The following is a 13,820-nucleotide window of genomic DNA, read 5'->3' as shown; positions in this document are numbered from 1 at the left end:
GGTTATGGGCTGGGTTCTTTTGGCATTTCCGGGCACGGCGAGGGGCCTCTACAGTCGCACGCTGTCTCTTCTGTTCCCTTTCTTCTTCACTTCCGGAAAGTTGCCTCCATGCATGTGTGCGTGCTCGGCGCCGGCATCGTGGGCCTGGCGACCGCCTGGCAACTCGAGCGCCAGGGCCACCAGGTCACGGTGATCGACCGCGCGGCGCCCGGCGCGGGTGCCAGCGGCGGCAACGGCGCGCAGCTGAGCTACTCGTACGTGCAGCCGCTGGCCGATCCGTCGATCTGGACGCAGCTGCCCAAGCTGCTGTTCTCCCCCACCTCGCCGCTGAAGCTGCGCCCGCAGCTCGACCCGCTGCAATGGCGCTGGGGCCTGGCCTTCCTGGCCGCATGCAACGCCGCGACCTCGCGCGACACCACCGCGCAGCTGCTCGCGCTGGCGGCCGCGAGCCGCACCGGCTTCGAGGCCATGCAGGCCGACATCGCGCCCGACTGCGACTTCTCCGCCACCGGCAAGCTGGTGCTCTATGCCAGCGCCGCCTCGCTGGCCGGTGCGCGCGCGCAGGTCGAGTTGCAGCGCACGCTGGGCAGCGAGCAGCGCATCGTCACGCCCGACGAGTGCGTGGCCATCGAGCCCGCGCTCGCGGACTACCGCGGCCAGATGGCGGGTGCGGTCCACACGCCGAGCGAGTGCGCGGCCGACTGCCTCAAGGTGTGCGCCGAGCTGATGCGCGCACTGAGCGCGCGCGGCGTGCGCTTCATGCTCGGTGCCGATGTGCACGGCTTTGCGCGCAGCGAGGGCCGTGTCGCCGCCGCGCAGACCAGTGAAGGCGACATCGAAGCCGATGCCTTCGTGATGGCGCTGGGCTCGGCCTCGCACAAGCTCGGTCGCGCGCTCGGCGCCTACCTGCCGGTGTACCCGCTCAAGGGCTACAGCATCACGGTCGACGTCGACCCCGCGCCCGGCGCGGCGCCGCGCGTGAACGTGACCGACAGCGCGCGCAAGGTCGTCTTCGCGCGCATCGGCTCGCGCCTGCGCGTGGCCGGCATGGCCGAGCTCGTGGGACACGACGCAAGCATTCCGGCCACGCGCATCGAGACGCTGGCCGACGCCACGCGCGCCGTGTTCCCGCGCGCCAGCCGGCTGGCCGAGCTGCATCCCTGGACCGGCATGCGCCCCGCCACGCCGAAGGGCCTGCCGATCATCGGGCGGCTGCCGCATGCGCCGTCGAACATGCTGTTCAACACCGGCCACGGCGCGCTGGGTTTCACGCTGGCCTTCGGCTCGGCGCAGCGGATCGCGCAGGCGCTGGACGCGGGCCCGTCGCGCTTTTGAGCTTGCGACCGAGGCGCCGCCATCCGATCACCACGCCGGTCAGGCTCAGCAGCGCACCGCCCGCGCTGAGCGCGACCAGCAGCACGTCCCACAGCGGGCGGTGCGCGAGCAGCGGCAGCCAGTCCCAGCTGTGCAGCATCGCGAACAGCCAGCGGCTCAGGCGCCGCGTGCTGTCGCTGCGGCCGAGCACGGCGCCGGTCTGCGGATCGACATGGACCCAGGTGGCGTGCGTGTCGGCGAACACCACGCGCCAGACGGGCAGCGGCTTCTCGCTGCCGCCGGTCATGGTGTGCGCGTCGCGCGTGTAGTAGTGGCTGTCGTAGGCGGTGAGCACGTCGATGCGCGCGACCGCGTCGGGCAGCAGTTGCGCGACGGCGCTGCGCAGCGCCTCCGGGTCGATCTGTTGCGGCTGCGCGCTGGCCGCGTCGCGCACCAGCGGCCGGCCGCCGGCGGTGCTGGCCAGCACCAGCGTCTCCCCCGCCGCGCGCACCCAGCGCAATTCGCGGATGTCGCCGCGCGTGGAAGCCAGCAGTGCAGCGGGCGCCGCATCGCCAGCTTCTACGACGAGCGGCCCGCCCTGCATCGCCGCCATGCGCAATGCCGGCGCGCCGCTGTCGAACACGCGCCAGGGGTTCATCGACATCAGTCCGCTGAAGATCCACGTCAGCGTGACGAGCGCGAACAGCAGCCCGCTGATGTGATGCCAGCGCATCATGAAGCCCTGGTACGGCGAGTGCGAGCCGCTCTTGTAGGTGCGCCGGAAGCGCCAGCGCATCACGCCCACCACGGTGCCCGTGAGCGTGACGGCGATGCCGACGATCGACAGCCAGTTGACGATGTCGGCCCAGTAGCGGTCCAGGCCCGTGCCGCGCAGCGGGTAGAGCCAGTGGATCCATGCGCCGGCGTAGTTCCACAGCCGCTCGGCGCGCGGTGCATCGCGCACCACCTCGCCGGTGCGGCCCGAGATGTACAGCCGCGTGGCCTGCGCATCGGCCAGGTCGACCACATGCAGCGGGCGGTGTGCGTCGAGCCCGCGCGAATGGGTGAAGGCGTCTTCGTCGATGGTGCCCCGGTATCGGAGCACCACGGCCTCGCCCCCATAGGCCTGCGCACTCACGAGCGCGCGGGCGCGGTCGACCTGGCGCAGCACGACGCCGGTCTGGGCATCGACGACGACCACGCCGCGCCCGGGCGGTGATCGACGCGCGCCGGGTTCGGCCGCGCTCGCCGGCACCGCGAGGTACACCGCCTGCCCGCCGCTGGCGACCGCGAGCCGCAATTCTTGCAACGGCCCCGCGATACCGGCCGCATCGAGCGCCTGCCGCGGCCCCAGCAAGGGCGCCTTCGCATCGAGCGCCGGCAGGTGCTGCAGACGCTCGGCTTCGGTGAGCTTGGGGTAGCCCACGTACATCATCACCACGCCCGAGACGAACCACATCGCGAAGAAGGCGCAGACGACCACGCCGAGCCAGCGGTGGACCAGGAACAACCAGCGTTTGGCATGCATGGCGGTGCTCCCTGGGTTCAGAAGCTCACGCGCACCGACACATCGGCCGTGCGCGGCGCGCCGAGGTAGGCGAAGCCGGCGCCGACGTTCGCGGCGTACACGCGGTCGGTCGCGTTGCGCACGCGGCCCACCACCGTGACGTTGCGGTTCACCTGCCAGCTCAGCCCGAGGTCGAGCAGCGTGTAGCCGGGCCAGTGCATCGTGTTGGCCGCATCGGCGTACACCTTGCCCACATGCCGCACGCCCGCCGTGGCCTGCAGGCGCGGCGTGATGGCGTACGACACCCAGAGGTTCGCGACCACCGCCGGCGTGTTGGTCGGCGTGCGGCCCGCGAGCGACACGCCGCCCTGGCGGAACTGCTCGTAGCGCGCATCGACGTAGGTGAGGTTGCCCTGCAGCGACCACTGCGGCGTGGGCTGCAGCCCGAGCGCCAGCTCCACGCCCTTGGACGACTGCTCGCCGACCAGCACCGTGAGCGTGCTGTTGTTCGGGTCTTGCGTCGCGATGTTCTTGCGGCGGATGCTGTAGGCCGCGAGCGTGGCCGTGCCCTTGCCCTGCCAGAAGTCGAGCTTGGTACCGACCTCGACCTGGCGGCCGGTGGTGAGCTCGCTGTTGTTGCGCACGTCGGCGAACGAGGCAGTCGAGAGCACGCCCGATGGCGGATCGGCCGCCGTGGCGTACTGCGCGTACAGGTTGGCGCCGGGCGCGAAGTCCCACACCAGGCCGATGCGGCCGGTGGTGGGCCGGTAGCCGCGATGGAAGGTGGCCGGGTTCGCCGCATCCACGGTGCGGCGGTTGACCAGGTCGAGGTCGATGCGCTCGTGGCGCAGCGCCGTCACGAGGTGCAGCGACGGCTGCAGCGCGGTGCGGTTCTCCAGATACAGCGCGGTGGTCCGCACCTTGTTGTCGCGGTCGGGGCGGAAACCGGGCGTCATGCCCGGCACGTCGAAGAAGCGCTCGGTGGCGAAGACATACGGATTCACCGTGCTCACGGTGCCGGGCAGGCTGTTGGGAAAACGCGTCTGCCGGTTCACGCTGAAGTCCAGCCCGAAGGACCAGTCGCTCTTGAGCCCGCCGAGCTGCCCCTTGTAGAGGCCCTCGACGCGGTTGCCCCACACGTCCTGGTCGTGCCGCTGCAGCAAGGCGCCCGAGCGGATGACGGCCGTGTTGCGCGCGTTGTAGCGGTAGTTCTCGACGTTGCGGTAGTCGCGCAGCGCGTCGTAGGCATAGAAGGTGTTCTTGAACTGCAGCACGTCGCTGGCCTGCCATTCGGTGACCGAGCGCAGCCACTGCACGCGCTGCGCGTAGAGGCCGTCGGCGCTGTTGTAGTTCTTGAAGCGTGTGCCGCGGTCGATGCGCATCTCGCCGCCCGCCGGGTTCAGCACGGGCGTGCCCCAGTAGGGCCGCGTGACGTCTTCGTCCTGGTATTCGTAGGCCAGCGTGTGCTTCAGGCCGCCGCCGAAGTCCGACAGCAGCGAGGCCGCGAGCTGCGTCGACTTGCTTGTGGTGCCGTCGGTCCAGCCGTTGGCGTCGCGGTGGTTCACGTCGATGCGCGCGTAGTGGCTGCCCGCGCCGCCGTCGCCGGCGATGCGGCGGTTCAATCCGAACGAAGCCTCTTTCAGGTTCTGCGTACCGACACGCAGCTGCGCTTCGGCGAAGTCGCTGCGCTCGGGCGTCTTGGTGATGTAGTTGATCGAGCCGCCCAGCGCACCCGAGCCGAACAGGAAGCTCGACGGGCCGCCGATGGCTTCGACGCGGTCGTAGATCCAGCTGTCGACCGGGCGGGCCGCGATCGAGTACTGCAGGTTGATGCCGTTGAACAGCTGCGCGATCGAGCCGCTGCCGAAGCCCCGGTAGCTCACGCCGACGTTGCCGGGCGCGTCGTGCGCGGTCACGCCGGGCACGGCGCGCAGCGCCTCCTGCGTGTTCTGCGCGCCGCGCGCATCGAGCACCGCGCGGTTCACCACCGTGACGGAAGCCGGCGTCTCGCGCGGCGTGAGGCCCAGGCGGCTCGCGGTGTCGGCGGGCGTGTCGAGGTCGAGCCGGCCGTTGGGGCGCGGGGCGTCGTCGGCCACTTCGATCAGGGGCAGCGACGACACGGCGGTCTGGGCTTGGACAGGCGAACTGACGGCGCCGAACAAGGCAAGCAGCCCCAAAGCGGGGGCACGGGAAAGGGTAGGCATGGCATCTCTCTTGCGGCGGCGCTGGCGAAAACAAATGGAGCGCAGCGCCGGCCGCACAACGACCGGAAACGCACCGCGCGGCCCGTCCAGGCGGCGTCAGGTGCAGGAACGACGAAACTCAGGAGAGATGCGTGGGCGGCGCTCGCGCCGGCGGCGGCGAGGCCGTGGCTGCCGCGAGGCGGGCAGCGGGAATCGATTGCAGCGCGCGGCCCAGCGGCAGCGGCGTGGGCAGCGTCACCTGCACGGTGGCAGGCGGCGGGCCGGAGACCATGCACAGCGGGCAGTCCATGACCGCCATGCCGACTTCGGCGGCGCCGTCGTCGCCCTGCACGATGAGCTTGACGGTGCCGGCAGCGGAACACACCAGCTCCATCGCCTGCGGGTTCACGAGCGGCGACGCGCCCGCGATCAACAGCGACGCCATGAACCACGCCAGCACCAGGCGGTGCATTGCGCAGAAGGTTCGAAGGGCGTGCATGGGCGCGGATTATGGCGTGCCCCGGCGGCGAGCGTCTGGATCGCCAACGGGCGCTGCGGGGCTTTGCCGTGTTCTTTCAGGGGGCCGGGACGAGCTTGAGCCCCACCATGCCCGCGAGGATGAGCCCGATGCACAGCAGCCGCATCGGCGCGGCCGAGTCGCCCAGCACCACGATGCCCACGATGGCGGTGCCCGCCGCGCCGATGCCGGTCCAGACCGCATAGCCCGTGCCCATCGGCAATGTGCGCATCGAGAACGCGAGCAGCACCACGCTCGACAGGCCGGCAGCAACGGTGAACAACGCCGGTACCAGCCGCGTGAAACCTTCGGACGACTTCATGGCGAAGGCGAACGCGATTTCCAGCAGCCCCGCGATGCCGAGCCAGACTCAGGCCATGCCGTTCAGGCCCTGGCGGCAGCGGCAGCCGTGGCGGCCGGCGTGGCGCGGAAGGTCACGCCGAAGCGGTTGAAGGCGTTCATCAGGCTGATCGCGTAGGTGAGATCGACCAGCTCCTTCTCACTGAACTCGGTGGTGGCCGCTTCATAGTCGGCATCGGGAACGCCCGTCTCGGCGACGCGCGTCACCGTTTCCGCCCAGGCGAGCGCCGCGCGTTCGCGTGCACTGAACACGGCGCCCGCGTCGTGCCACACGGGCACCAGCACCAGCTTGTCGACCGCGAGGCCGGCCTTGAGCAGGTCGCGCGAGTGCATGTCGATGCAGTAGGCGCAGCCGTTGATCTGCGACACCCGCAGGTAGACGAGATCGACCAGTTCCTTGGGCAGGCCGGTTTTCTGGACGGCGACGTGCACCCCGCCGAAAGCCTTGTAGACCTCGGGCGAAACTTTGGCGTAGTCGATGCGATGGCTCATGAGAAGTCCTTGTATGTGCTGATGGGGAAGGACTCGATCGTCGGCCATCTTGGCTCAGTCAAGAAGAGCCATGAACAGCCTTCGGTTCTAGGCCATGATTTCCCGGATCACATCAAGGCCAGGATGCGCCGACCCAACTTCTCGGCCGTGGCCCGGGAGTCGACGTTCGTGAAGTTGACGAGCAGCGCCGAGCTGCCTTTGCCGCTCTGCGTCCATTCCGACAGCGCCTCCGCGAACAGGCCTGCTTCGCGCATGCGCGCCACGAGCTTGCGGTCCGACTGGCGGCCCGCCAGCCGCAGGATCAGGTGCATGCCGCCGGGCAGCGCGTCGATGCGCACGTGCGTGCCCAGCACGCTCGCCAGGCCGGCGCTCGTCGCTTCGCGGCGCTCGGCGTAGAGCTTGCGCATGCGCTGGATGTGGCGCGCGAAGTGGCCCTCCTGGATGAACGCCGTGACGATCGACTGCGTGAGCTCGGGGCTGCCGCCGGCAAAGGTCTGGAGGATCTGTTCGAAGCGCTCGACCTGCGCCGGCGGCACCACGAGGTAGGCCAGCCGCAGGCTCGGAAAGAGCACCTTGCTGAAGGTGCCCGCATAGAGCACGCGCCCGTCGCGGTCCAGGCTCTTGAGGGCCGGCAGGGGGCGGCTCACGTAGCGGTACTCGCCGTCGTAGTCGTCCTCGACGATCCAGGCGTTGTGGCGCCCCGCCCAGTCCAGCAGCGCCATGCGCCGCTGGAGCGACAGCGACACGCCCAGCGGGCTCTGGTGCGCCGGCGTGACCACGGCCGCGCGCGCACGCGGCGCCGACTTGATGCCTTCGGCCACGACCATGCCCTCCGCGTCCACGGGCACCGGGACGGTCGCGATGTGCATCTGCGCGAACAGTTCGCGCGTGGGCGGGTAGCCCGGGTCTTCCAGCCACACGCGGTCGCCCGCCTTCAGCAACGCCAGGCCGATCAGTTCGATGGAGTGGCGGTAGCCCGAGGTCACGAACACCTGCGACGGGGCGCAGGTGATGCCCCGCGACACCTGCAGGTAGGCGGCGATTTCCGCGCGCAGCGCCGGCTGGCCGTAGACGGAGGGATGGGTCATGTCGAGCGGCTGCATGGCACGCACGCAGCGCGCGCCCAGCCGCGCCCAAATCTTTCGGGGGAACTCGTCCAGCGCGGGCAAGCCCATCTGGAACGGCAGGATCGATTGCGGGCGAAAGCCGATCGACGAGGTGGCGGGCTCGGGCGCAGGCTGTGTAACCGTCGCGGGCGTTCGCGGCTTGAGGCCCGGCGTCACGATGGTCCCGGCCTGGCCGCGGGCCTGGATATAGCCCTCCGCGGCCAGCAGCGAGTAAGCGGCGTCGATGGTGCCGCGGGCCAGGCCCAGCTCCTGGGTCAACGCGCGCGCCGAAGGGACGCGGTCGCCCGGCTTGAGCAAGCCACTGGCGATGGCGCTGCGCAAACGCTCGTAGATCTGGCGGTAGAAGGGCTCGGCCGCTGCGGGGTCCAGAGGCGAAAGGTTGCTGCTGGTCTTTGCGGCGGTCATGGCTTATGGGGCCCGCTCCGAAAGAACGCGCCGTGGTGATGACGCCAAATTATGGCCCAGCACCCATCTTCATTCATGGCTCTATGAACTAGGCCATGTGGTTCCTAGACTTCCTGTTTCACAAGCACCGAAGTCGTCACCATGAAGATCCTGCATGTCGTTTGCAGCCCCCGCGGGGAAGCCTCCGAGAGCCTTCGGCTCTCCCAACAAATCGTCGCGCGGCTGCTGGCGCGCGAACCGGACGCCACGCTGGTGCGCCGCGTGATCGGCGGCAACGCCCTGCCCCACATCGACGCGAACTACGCGCTGGCCCAGCATTCGGCCACCGCGCAGACCACGCAGGACGGCGCCGTGGCCCGGTCCGACGAACTGATCCGGGAGCTGGAAGCGTCGGATGTGGTGGTCATCGGCACGCCCATGCACAACCTGGGCGTGCCCTCCGCGTTGAAGGCGTGGATCGACCATGTCGTTCGGGCGCGCCGCACATTCCACACGGGCCCGGGCGGCAAGGTCGGCACGCTGCGCGACCGCCCGGTGTTCATCGCCATTGCCTCGGGCGGCAGGTTCACGGGCGAACACGCGCGCCAGCCGGATTTCCTGACGCCCTACCTCAGCGCCATCCTGGGCATGGTCGGACTGAAGGACCTGAGTTTCTTTGCCGTGCAGGGCACCGGCCTCGGTGAGCAGGCCGTCGCCGAAGCGCGCGCGCAGGCAGACCACGCGCTGCAAGCGCACTTCGCCGCGCGCGTCGGCTAGATCGCTTCCTGGATCGCCTGCTGCATGCAGCGCGTGATGCCGCGCACCGCCACCGAATCGGGCCGGCCCGCAAAGCGCAGCGCGCGCACCGGCACCGGAATGTGCGGCTCCAGCGTCAGCACCTCGACCTTGGCGCGGTCGGCCGAGCGCGCCGTGCAGCCGTCGACCAGTGCCACGCCCAGTCCATGGTGCGCCATGGCCAGCGCCGCGTGGTAGGTCTGCACCGTGACCACGGCCTGCTGGAAGCCCACGCCCGCCTGCCGGCAGGCCTGGCTCAGGCTGGTGCCGACCGGGTCGCGGCCGTCGAGGCCGATCACCGGGCGGTCGATGAGGTCGTGCAGTGCCACCGAGCCGTTGCGCACCAGCGCGCGCGGCAGCATGCCCTTGGGCGCCACGCACACCATGCGGCTGTCGGCCAGCGTCTCCTGCGTGAGCGAGGGGTGCACCGCGGGGCTGAAGGCGAAGCCCACGTCGGCCTCCTGCAAGAGCAGCGCCGACATGATCTGCGGCGAGTGCAGCGACTCGACCGTGATCGCGTAGCCCGGGTGCATCTCGCGAAAGGCCTTGAGCGCGCGCGGCAGGATTTCGTAGCTCAGCGCGAGCACGCTGAGGATGCGCAGCTCGCCCGTGTCGTTGCCCGCGCGCAGGTTCGCCGCCAACCGCTGCACCTCGTCGAGCTGCGCGAACAGCCGCTCGATGTGCGGGTACAGCGTGAGCGCCTCGGTGGTCGGCGTGAGCCGCCCCTTGGCGCGCTGGAACAGCGGAAAACCCAGCTGCAGCTCGGCATGCTGCAGCGTGCGGCTCACGGCCGGCTGCGTGATGTTGATGAGCCGCGCGGCCGCGCTCACGCTGCCCGCGAGCATGATCGCGTTGAAGACCTCGATGTGGCGCAGCCGCATGGCCGACAGCGGTCGGGGGCGGTCAGCGGACGGTGGTCTTGCCCGTCGCGATGTCCATCACCATGCGCACGCCCAGATAGAGACGCGGCTCGATGGAGTCGATCAGCACGTACTCCGCGTCGGCCGTGTGCGCGCCGAAGCCTTGCAGGCCAAAGCGCTCGATGACCGGCGCCTTGGTCTTGAGCGAAGCAAACGCCGCGTCGGTGCCGCCACCGGCGGCCTTGTCGTCGGCGCCCAACGGGCGGCCCAGCTCGTCCTTGTAGATGGCCTGCGCATGCTTGGCGAGCGCGCGCGACGCGTCGGTGGCCTCGAGCGGCGGACGGCGGCGTTCGAACTTCAGCTCGACCTTGGCGTCGGGCACCAGCTGCTTCTTCACGCGCTCGTTCACCTGCTGCTCGATGCGGTCGTAGTCGGCCACCTTGAGCACGCGCACGTCGGCGCCCGCCGTGGCGCTGGCCGGGATCACGTTGCGGTTGGTGCCCGACTTGGAGATGGTCCAGTTCATCTTCAGGCCCGTGGACGGGTCGGACAGGTCGCGCATCTGCAGGATCTGATGCGACAGCTCGTACAGCGCGTTCACGCCCAGCTCGGGCGCCGAGCCCGCGTGCGAGGCCTTGCCCGCCACGTTCAGCGTGACCGAGGCAATGCCCGCGGTGGCCAGCGAGAGCTTGTCGTCCTTGATGGACGCGCCCTCGAACGACAGCACGGCATCGTGCTCGCCGCCCAGCTTGGTGAGCAAGGCGCGCGAGCCGGGCGAGCTGATTTCCTCGTCGCCGTTGATCAGCACGGTGAGCGTGCCGTAGTCCTTGAACTTCAGCGCCTGCAGCATCGACACCAGGTGCGTGATGACGGCCACGCCCTGCTTGTCGTCGGCAATGCCCAGGCCGTAGGCCTTGTCGCCGTCGACGCGGAACGGCTGCTTGTTGAGCATGCCCACGGTGTAGACCGTGTCCATGTGCGCGATGAGCATGATCTTCTTCGTGCCCGTGCCCTTGAAGGTGGCGCGCACCACGCGGCCGATCTTCTCGGGCGTGTCTTCCATGCGGTAGGCGTCGGCGCTCGGGTCGATGAGCTCGACCTCGCCGCCCAGTGCCTTGAACTTGGCGGCGATGAGGTCGGAGATTTTCTCGAGGCCTTCGATGTCGCGGCTGCCCGACTCGATGGAGACCAGCTCCTTCAGCGTCTCGAGCAGGGCGGGCTTTTCCTTGGCGGCCAGCGCGGCGATGCGAGCATCGGGCGCAGCGGAAGCGGTGCCGAGGAAGGCCGCGCAGACGGCGGCAAGCAGGAAGGTGCGGGGCTGGAGTTTCATGGAGGTGCTTCTTCTTTCTTCGGGATGTCTCGTTGGGTCGTGCGAACGTGGATCAGCGGGGATCAGTGGGCCTTGTCCCAGTTGGGACCGACGCCGATCTCGGCGAGCAGCGGCACCTTGAGCGCCGCCACGCCGGCCATCAGGCGCGGGATTTCGGTGCGCACCCATTCGATCTCGGCCTCGGGCACTTCGAACACCAGTTCGTCGTGCACCTGCATGATCATCCTGGTGGCGCGCTTTTCTTCGTCAAGCACGTTCTGTACCTTGACCATGCTGAGCTTGATGAGGTCGGCGGCCGTGCCCTGCATCGGCGCGTTGATGGCCTGGCGCTCGGCCGCCTTCTTGCGGGGGCCGTTGCCGCCGTTGATCTCGCTCAGGTAGAGGCGCCGGCCGAACACGGTCTCGACATAGGTGTGCTCGCGCGCGAATTCGACGATCTGGTCCATGTAGGTCTTCACGCCCGGGTAGCGCGCAAAGTAGCGCTCGATGTACGAGGCCGCGGCCTTGGTCTCGATGCCCAGGTTCTTCGCCAGGCCGAAGCTGCTCATGCCGTAGATGAGGCCGAAGTTGATGACCTTGGCGTAGCGGCGCTGCTCGCTCGACACCTGGTCGGGCGTGGTGCCGAACACCTCGGCGGCCGTGGCGCGGTGCACGTCGACGCCATCGGTGAAGGCGCGCAGCAGCGACTCGTCGCCGCTGATGTGGGCCATGATGCGCAGCTCGATCTGCGAGTAGTCGGCGCTGGCGATCACGCTGCCCGCCGGTGCCACGAAGGCCTCGCGCACGCGCCGGCCTTCGGGCGTGCGGATCGGGATGTTCTGCAGGTTGGGGTCGTTGCTGCTCAGGCGGCCCGTGACGGCCACGGCCTGCGCATAGTGCGTGTGCACACGACCGGTGCGCGGGTTGGCGAGCTGGCCGAGCTTGTCGGTGTAGGTGCCCTTGAGCTTGGAAAGGCCGCGGTGCTCGAGGATCTTGGCGGGCAGCGGATAGTCTTCGGCCAGCTTCTCCAGCACTTCTTCGTCGGTGCTGGGTGCGCCGCTCGGCGTCTTCTTGACCACGGGCAGGCCCAGCTTGGTGAAGAAGATTTCGCCGATCTGCTTGGGCGAGCCGAGGTTGAAGGGCTGGCCCGCGATGTCGTAGGCCTCCTGCTCCAGCGCCATGATGCGCGTGCCCAGGTCGTGGCTCTGCGCGGCCAGCGTGGGTGCGTCGATCAGCACGCCGTTGCGTTCGATGCGGTACAGCGCCTCGCTCGAATCCATTTCGAGCTGGTAGATGTAGGCCAGCTTTTCTTCCTTCTGCAGCAGGGGCCAGAGCGTGCGGTGCACGTCGAGCGTCTGGTCGCTGTCTTCGCACGAGTACTCGGCGGCCTTGGCGATGTCGACCTGGCTGAACGAGATCTGGTGCGCGCCCTTGCCGCACAGGTCTTCGTAGGAGATGCCGCTGCGTCCCAGGTGGCGCTCGGCCAGGGACGACAGGCCGTGCGGCTTGTTCACTTCGAGCACGTAGCTTTGCAGCATGGTGTCGTGCGCGTAGCCCTGCACCTCGATGCCGTGGTTGGCGAACACGTGGCGGTCGTACTTGATGTGCTGGCCGAGCTTTTTCTTGTCGGCGTTCTCGAGCCAGGGCTTGAGCCTGGCGAGCACCTCGTCGATCGGCAGCTGCGCGGGCGCGTCGGGGTAGTTGTGCGTGAGCGGAATGTAGGCGGCTTCGCCCGGCGTGACGCTGAAGCTGATGCCCACGATCTGCGCGACCATTTCGTCGAGCGAGGTGGTCTCGGTATCGATGGCCGTGAGTTCGGCGGCCTCGAGCCTGGCGAGCCAGGCGTCGAACTGCGCCCACTCCATGATGGTGTCGTACTTCAGGTTGCTCGCGGGCGCGGCGGCCTCTTGCGCTTCCAGCTCGGAAGGCTCGTCGAACAGGCCGCCCTGGTCCCGGTCGGCCTTGGTGGCGGCCTTCTTCTTGGCGTTCTCTTCGATCAGCTCGGGCGGCACTTCCTGCGCTTCGAGCGACTTGACGAGGCTCTTGAAGCCGAACTTCTCGTAGAAGGGCTTCAGCTCGGCCGTCTGCGGCGCGCCGACGGGCAGGCCTTCGAGCGAGGGCAGGCCTTCGACAAAGCCGTTCAGGTCGCAGTCGGTGCGGATGGTGACGAGGCGCTTGCTCAGCGGCAGCTTGTCGAGCGACTGGCGCAGGTTCTCGCCAGCGGCGCCCTTCACTTCCGCGGCGCGTTCGACCAGCGCATCGAGCGAGCCGTATTCGAGCAGCCATTTCGCGGCCGTCTTGGGGCCGACCTTCGGCACGCCGGGCACGTTGTCGACCGTGTCGCCGATGAGCGTCTGGTAGTCGACCATGAGGCTGGGCGGGACGCCGAACTCGGCCGTCACGCCGGCGATGTCGCGTTTCTTGCCGTTCATCGTGTCGATGATGGTGATGTGCTCGTCGACCAGCTGGCTCAGGTCCTTGTCGCCGCTGGACACGATCACCTCGACGCCCTGCGCGGCCGCCACCTTGGCAAGCGTGCCGATCACGTCGTCGGCCTCGACCTCGGGCACGGTGATCACCGGCCAGCCGAGCAGCTTGACCACTTCGTGGATGGGGTCGATCTGGCTGCGCAGGTCGTCGGGCATCGGCGAGCGGTTGGCCTTGTACTCGGGGTACCAGTCGTCGCGGAAGGTCTTGCCGGGGGCGTCGAAGATGCAGGCCGCGTAGTCGGCGCGCACCTCGCGGCGCAGCGCGGTCATCATGTTGATCATGCCCCGGATCGCCCCGGTGGCCGGGCTCTTCGGGTCGCCGGGCACGGCGCGCAGATCGGGCATCGCGTGGAAGGCCCGGTACAGGTAGCTCGAGCCATCGACGAGCAGCAGCGTTTTCTTGTCGGTCATCGGGGCATTTTGCCGTGCCCGGACCGGCGCCCCGAACGACACCAGGGTCGGCTGGCGGCCGACACGCCGCCA

Annotated in this window: 11 protein-coding genes; 2 read left to right on the top strand and 9 right to left on the bottom strand. The window is 69.1% G+C overall.

From position 1 onward, the window contains the following. Positions 1-108 precede the first annotated feature (108 nt). The gene (locus AC07OH_RS16080; RefSeq protein ID WP_495301356.1) at positions 109-1,335 is read left to right on the top strand and encodes a D-amino acid dehydrogenase; all 1,227 of its coding nucleotides are present in this window, start codon (positions 109-111) and stop codon (positions 1,333-1,335) included. Here the strand turns inward: AC07OH_RS16080 and AC07OH_RS16075 are convergent. From AC07OH_RS16075 to pdxR, 6 genes are all read right to left on the bottom strand, one after another. Beyond that, on the bottom strand, positions 1,268-2,842 hold the full coding sequence (locus AC07OH_RS16075) for a PepSY domain-containing protein (RefSeq protein WP_495301355.1): 1,575 nt from the start codon (positions 2,840-2,842) through the stop codon (positions 1,268-1,270). The genes AC07OH_RS16080 and AC07OH_RS16075 overlap by 68 nt on opposite strands. Before the next feature lie 17 nt (positions 2,843-2,859). After that, the gene (locus tag AC07OH_RS16070; protein WP_495301354.1) at positions 2,860-5,025 is read right to left on the bottom strand and encodes a TonB-dependent receptor; all 2,166 of its coding nucleotides are present in this window, start codon (positions 5,023-5,025) and stop codon (positions 2,860-2,862) included. A 118-nt stretch (positions 5,026-5,143) separates the two neighbouring features. Then, positions 5,144-5,503 (bottom strand): DUF2946 family protein, encoded by a 360-nt coding sequence (locus AC07OH_RS16065; RefSeq protein ID WP_495301353.1) that lies wholly within the window; start codon positions 5,501-5,503, stop codon positions 5,144-5,146. A 76-nt stretch (positions 5,504-5,579) separates the two neighbouring features. Beyond that, positions 5,580-5,879 (bottom strand): DMT family transporter, encoded by a 300-nt coding sequence (locus AC07OH_RS16060; RefSeq protein ID WP_495301423.1) that lies wholly within the window; start codon positions 5,877-5,879, stop codon positions 5,580-5,582. A 26-nt stretch (positions 5,880-5,905) separates the two neighbouring features. Then, a complete protein-coding gene (locus AC07OH_RS16055) occupies positions 5,906-6,373 on the bottom strand; it encodes a carboxymuconolactone decarboxylase family protein (RefSeq protein ID WP_070061781.1) in 468 nt (155 codons plus the stop codon). Between the two features lie 107 nt (positions 6,374-6,480). Continuing rightward, positions 6,481-7,905 (bottom strand): MocR-like pyridoxine biosynthesis transcription factor PdxR, encoded by a 1,425-nt coding sequence (gene pdxR / locus AC07OH_RS16050; protein WP_495301352.1) that lies wholly within the window; start codon positions 7,903-7,905, stop codon positions 6,481-6,483. A gap of 141 nt (positions 7,906-8,046) precedes the next feature. On the opposite strand from pdxR, the gene AC07OH_RS16045 reads away from it, so the two are divergent. Next, the gene (locus tag AC07OH_RS16045) at positions 8,047-8,661 is read left to right on the top strand and encodes an FMN-dependent NADH-azoreductase (RefSeq protein ID WP_495301351.1); all 615 of its coding nucleotides are present in this window, start codon (positions 8,047-8,049) and stop codon (positions 8,659-8,661) included. Here the strand turns inward: AC07OH_RS16045 and AC07OH_RS16040 are convergent. The 3 genes from AC07OH_RS16040 to polA all read right to left on the bottom strand — a co-directional run bounded on the left by AC07OH_RS16040 (position 8,658) and on the right by polA (position 13,748). Beyond that, complete coding sequence (locus AC07OH_RS16040; protein ID WP_495301350.1) at positions 8,658-9,560, bottom strand: LysR family transcriptional regulator; 903 nt, start codon at positions 9,558-9,560, stop codon at positions 8,658-8,660. The two genes, AC07OH_RS16045 and AC07OH_RS16040, sit on opposite strands and share 4 nt — an antisense overlap. A 22-nt stretch (positions 9,561-9,582) precedes the next feature. Next, positions 9,583-10,869 carry a M20/M25/M40 family metallo-hydrolase gene (locus tag AC07OH_RS16035; protein ID WP_095946818.1) on the bottom strand — a complete coding sequence of 429 codons (1,287 nt, stop codon included), beginning with the start codon at positions 10,867-10,869 and terminating at the stop codon, positions 9,583-9,585. Between the two features lie 62 nt (positions 10,870-10,931). Beyond that, positions 10,932-13,748, bottom strand: coding sequence for a DNA polymerase I (gene polA / locus AC07OH_RS16030; RefSeq protein ID WP_495301349.1), 2,817 nt, complete (start codon positions 13,746-13,748; stop codon positions 10,932-10,934). Positions 13,749-13,820 lie beyond the last annotated feature (72 nt).

The organism is Variovorax sp. GW821-FHT10C12 (assembly GCF_059415405.1).
Note: the sequence above shows the minus strand (reverse complement) of the source record. Positions and strands in the feature narration are given on the sequence as shown.

Excerpts from the sequence above, each read along its gene's own strand:
- AC07OH_RS16045 (WP_495301351.1), top strand. The coding sequence starts at position 8,047 with ATGAAGATCCTGCATGTCGTTTGCAGCCCCCGCGGGGAAGCCTCCGAG.
- polA (WP_495301349.1), bottom strand. The coding sequence starts at position 13,748 with ATGACCGACAAGAAAACGCTGCTGCTCGTCGATGGCTCGAGCTACCTG.
- AC07OH_RS16080 (WP_495301356.1), top strand. The coding sequence starts at position 109 with ATGCATGTGTGCGTGCTCGGCGCCGGCATCGTGGGCCTGGCGACCGCC.
- AC07OH_RS16065 (WP_495301353.1), bottom strand. The coding sequence starts at position 5,503 with ATGCACGCCCTTCGAACCTTCTGCGCAATGCACCGCCTGGTGCTGGCG.
- AC07OH_RS16040 (WP_495301350.1), bottom strand. The coding sequence starts at position 9,560 with ATGCGGCTGCGCCACATCGAGGTCTTCAACGCGATCATGCTCGCGGGC.
- AC07OH_RS16075 (WP_495301355.1), bottom strand. The coding sequence starts at position 2,842 with ATGCATGCCAAACGCTGGTTGTTCCTGGTCCACCGCTGGCTCGGCGTG.
- AC07OH_RS16055 (WP_070061781.1), bottom strand. The coding sequence starts at position 6,373 with ATGAGCCATCGCATCGACTACGCCAAAGTTTCGCCCGAGGTCTACAAG.
- pdxR (WP_495301352.1), bottom strand. The coding sequence starts at position 7,905 with ATGACCGCCGCAAAGACCAGCAGCAACCTTTCGCCTCTGGACCCCGCA.
- AC07OH_RS16035 (WP_095946818.1), bottom strand. The coding sequence starts at position 10,869 with ATGAAACTCCAGCCCCGCACCTTCCTGCTTGCCGCCGTCTGCGCGGCC.
- AC07OH_RS16070 (WP_495301354.1), bottom strand. The coding sequence starts at position 5,025 with ATGCCTACCCTTTCCCGTGCCCCCGCTTTGGGGCTGCTTGCCTTGTTC.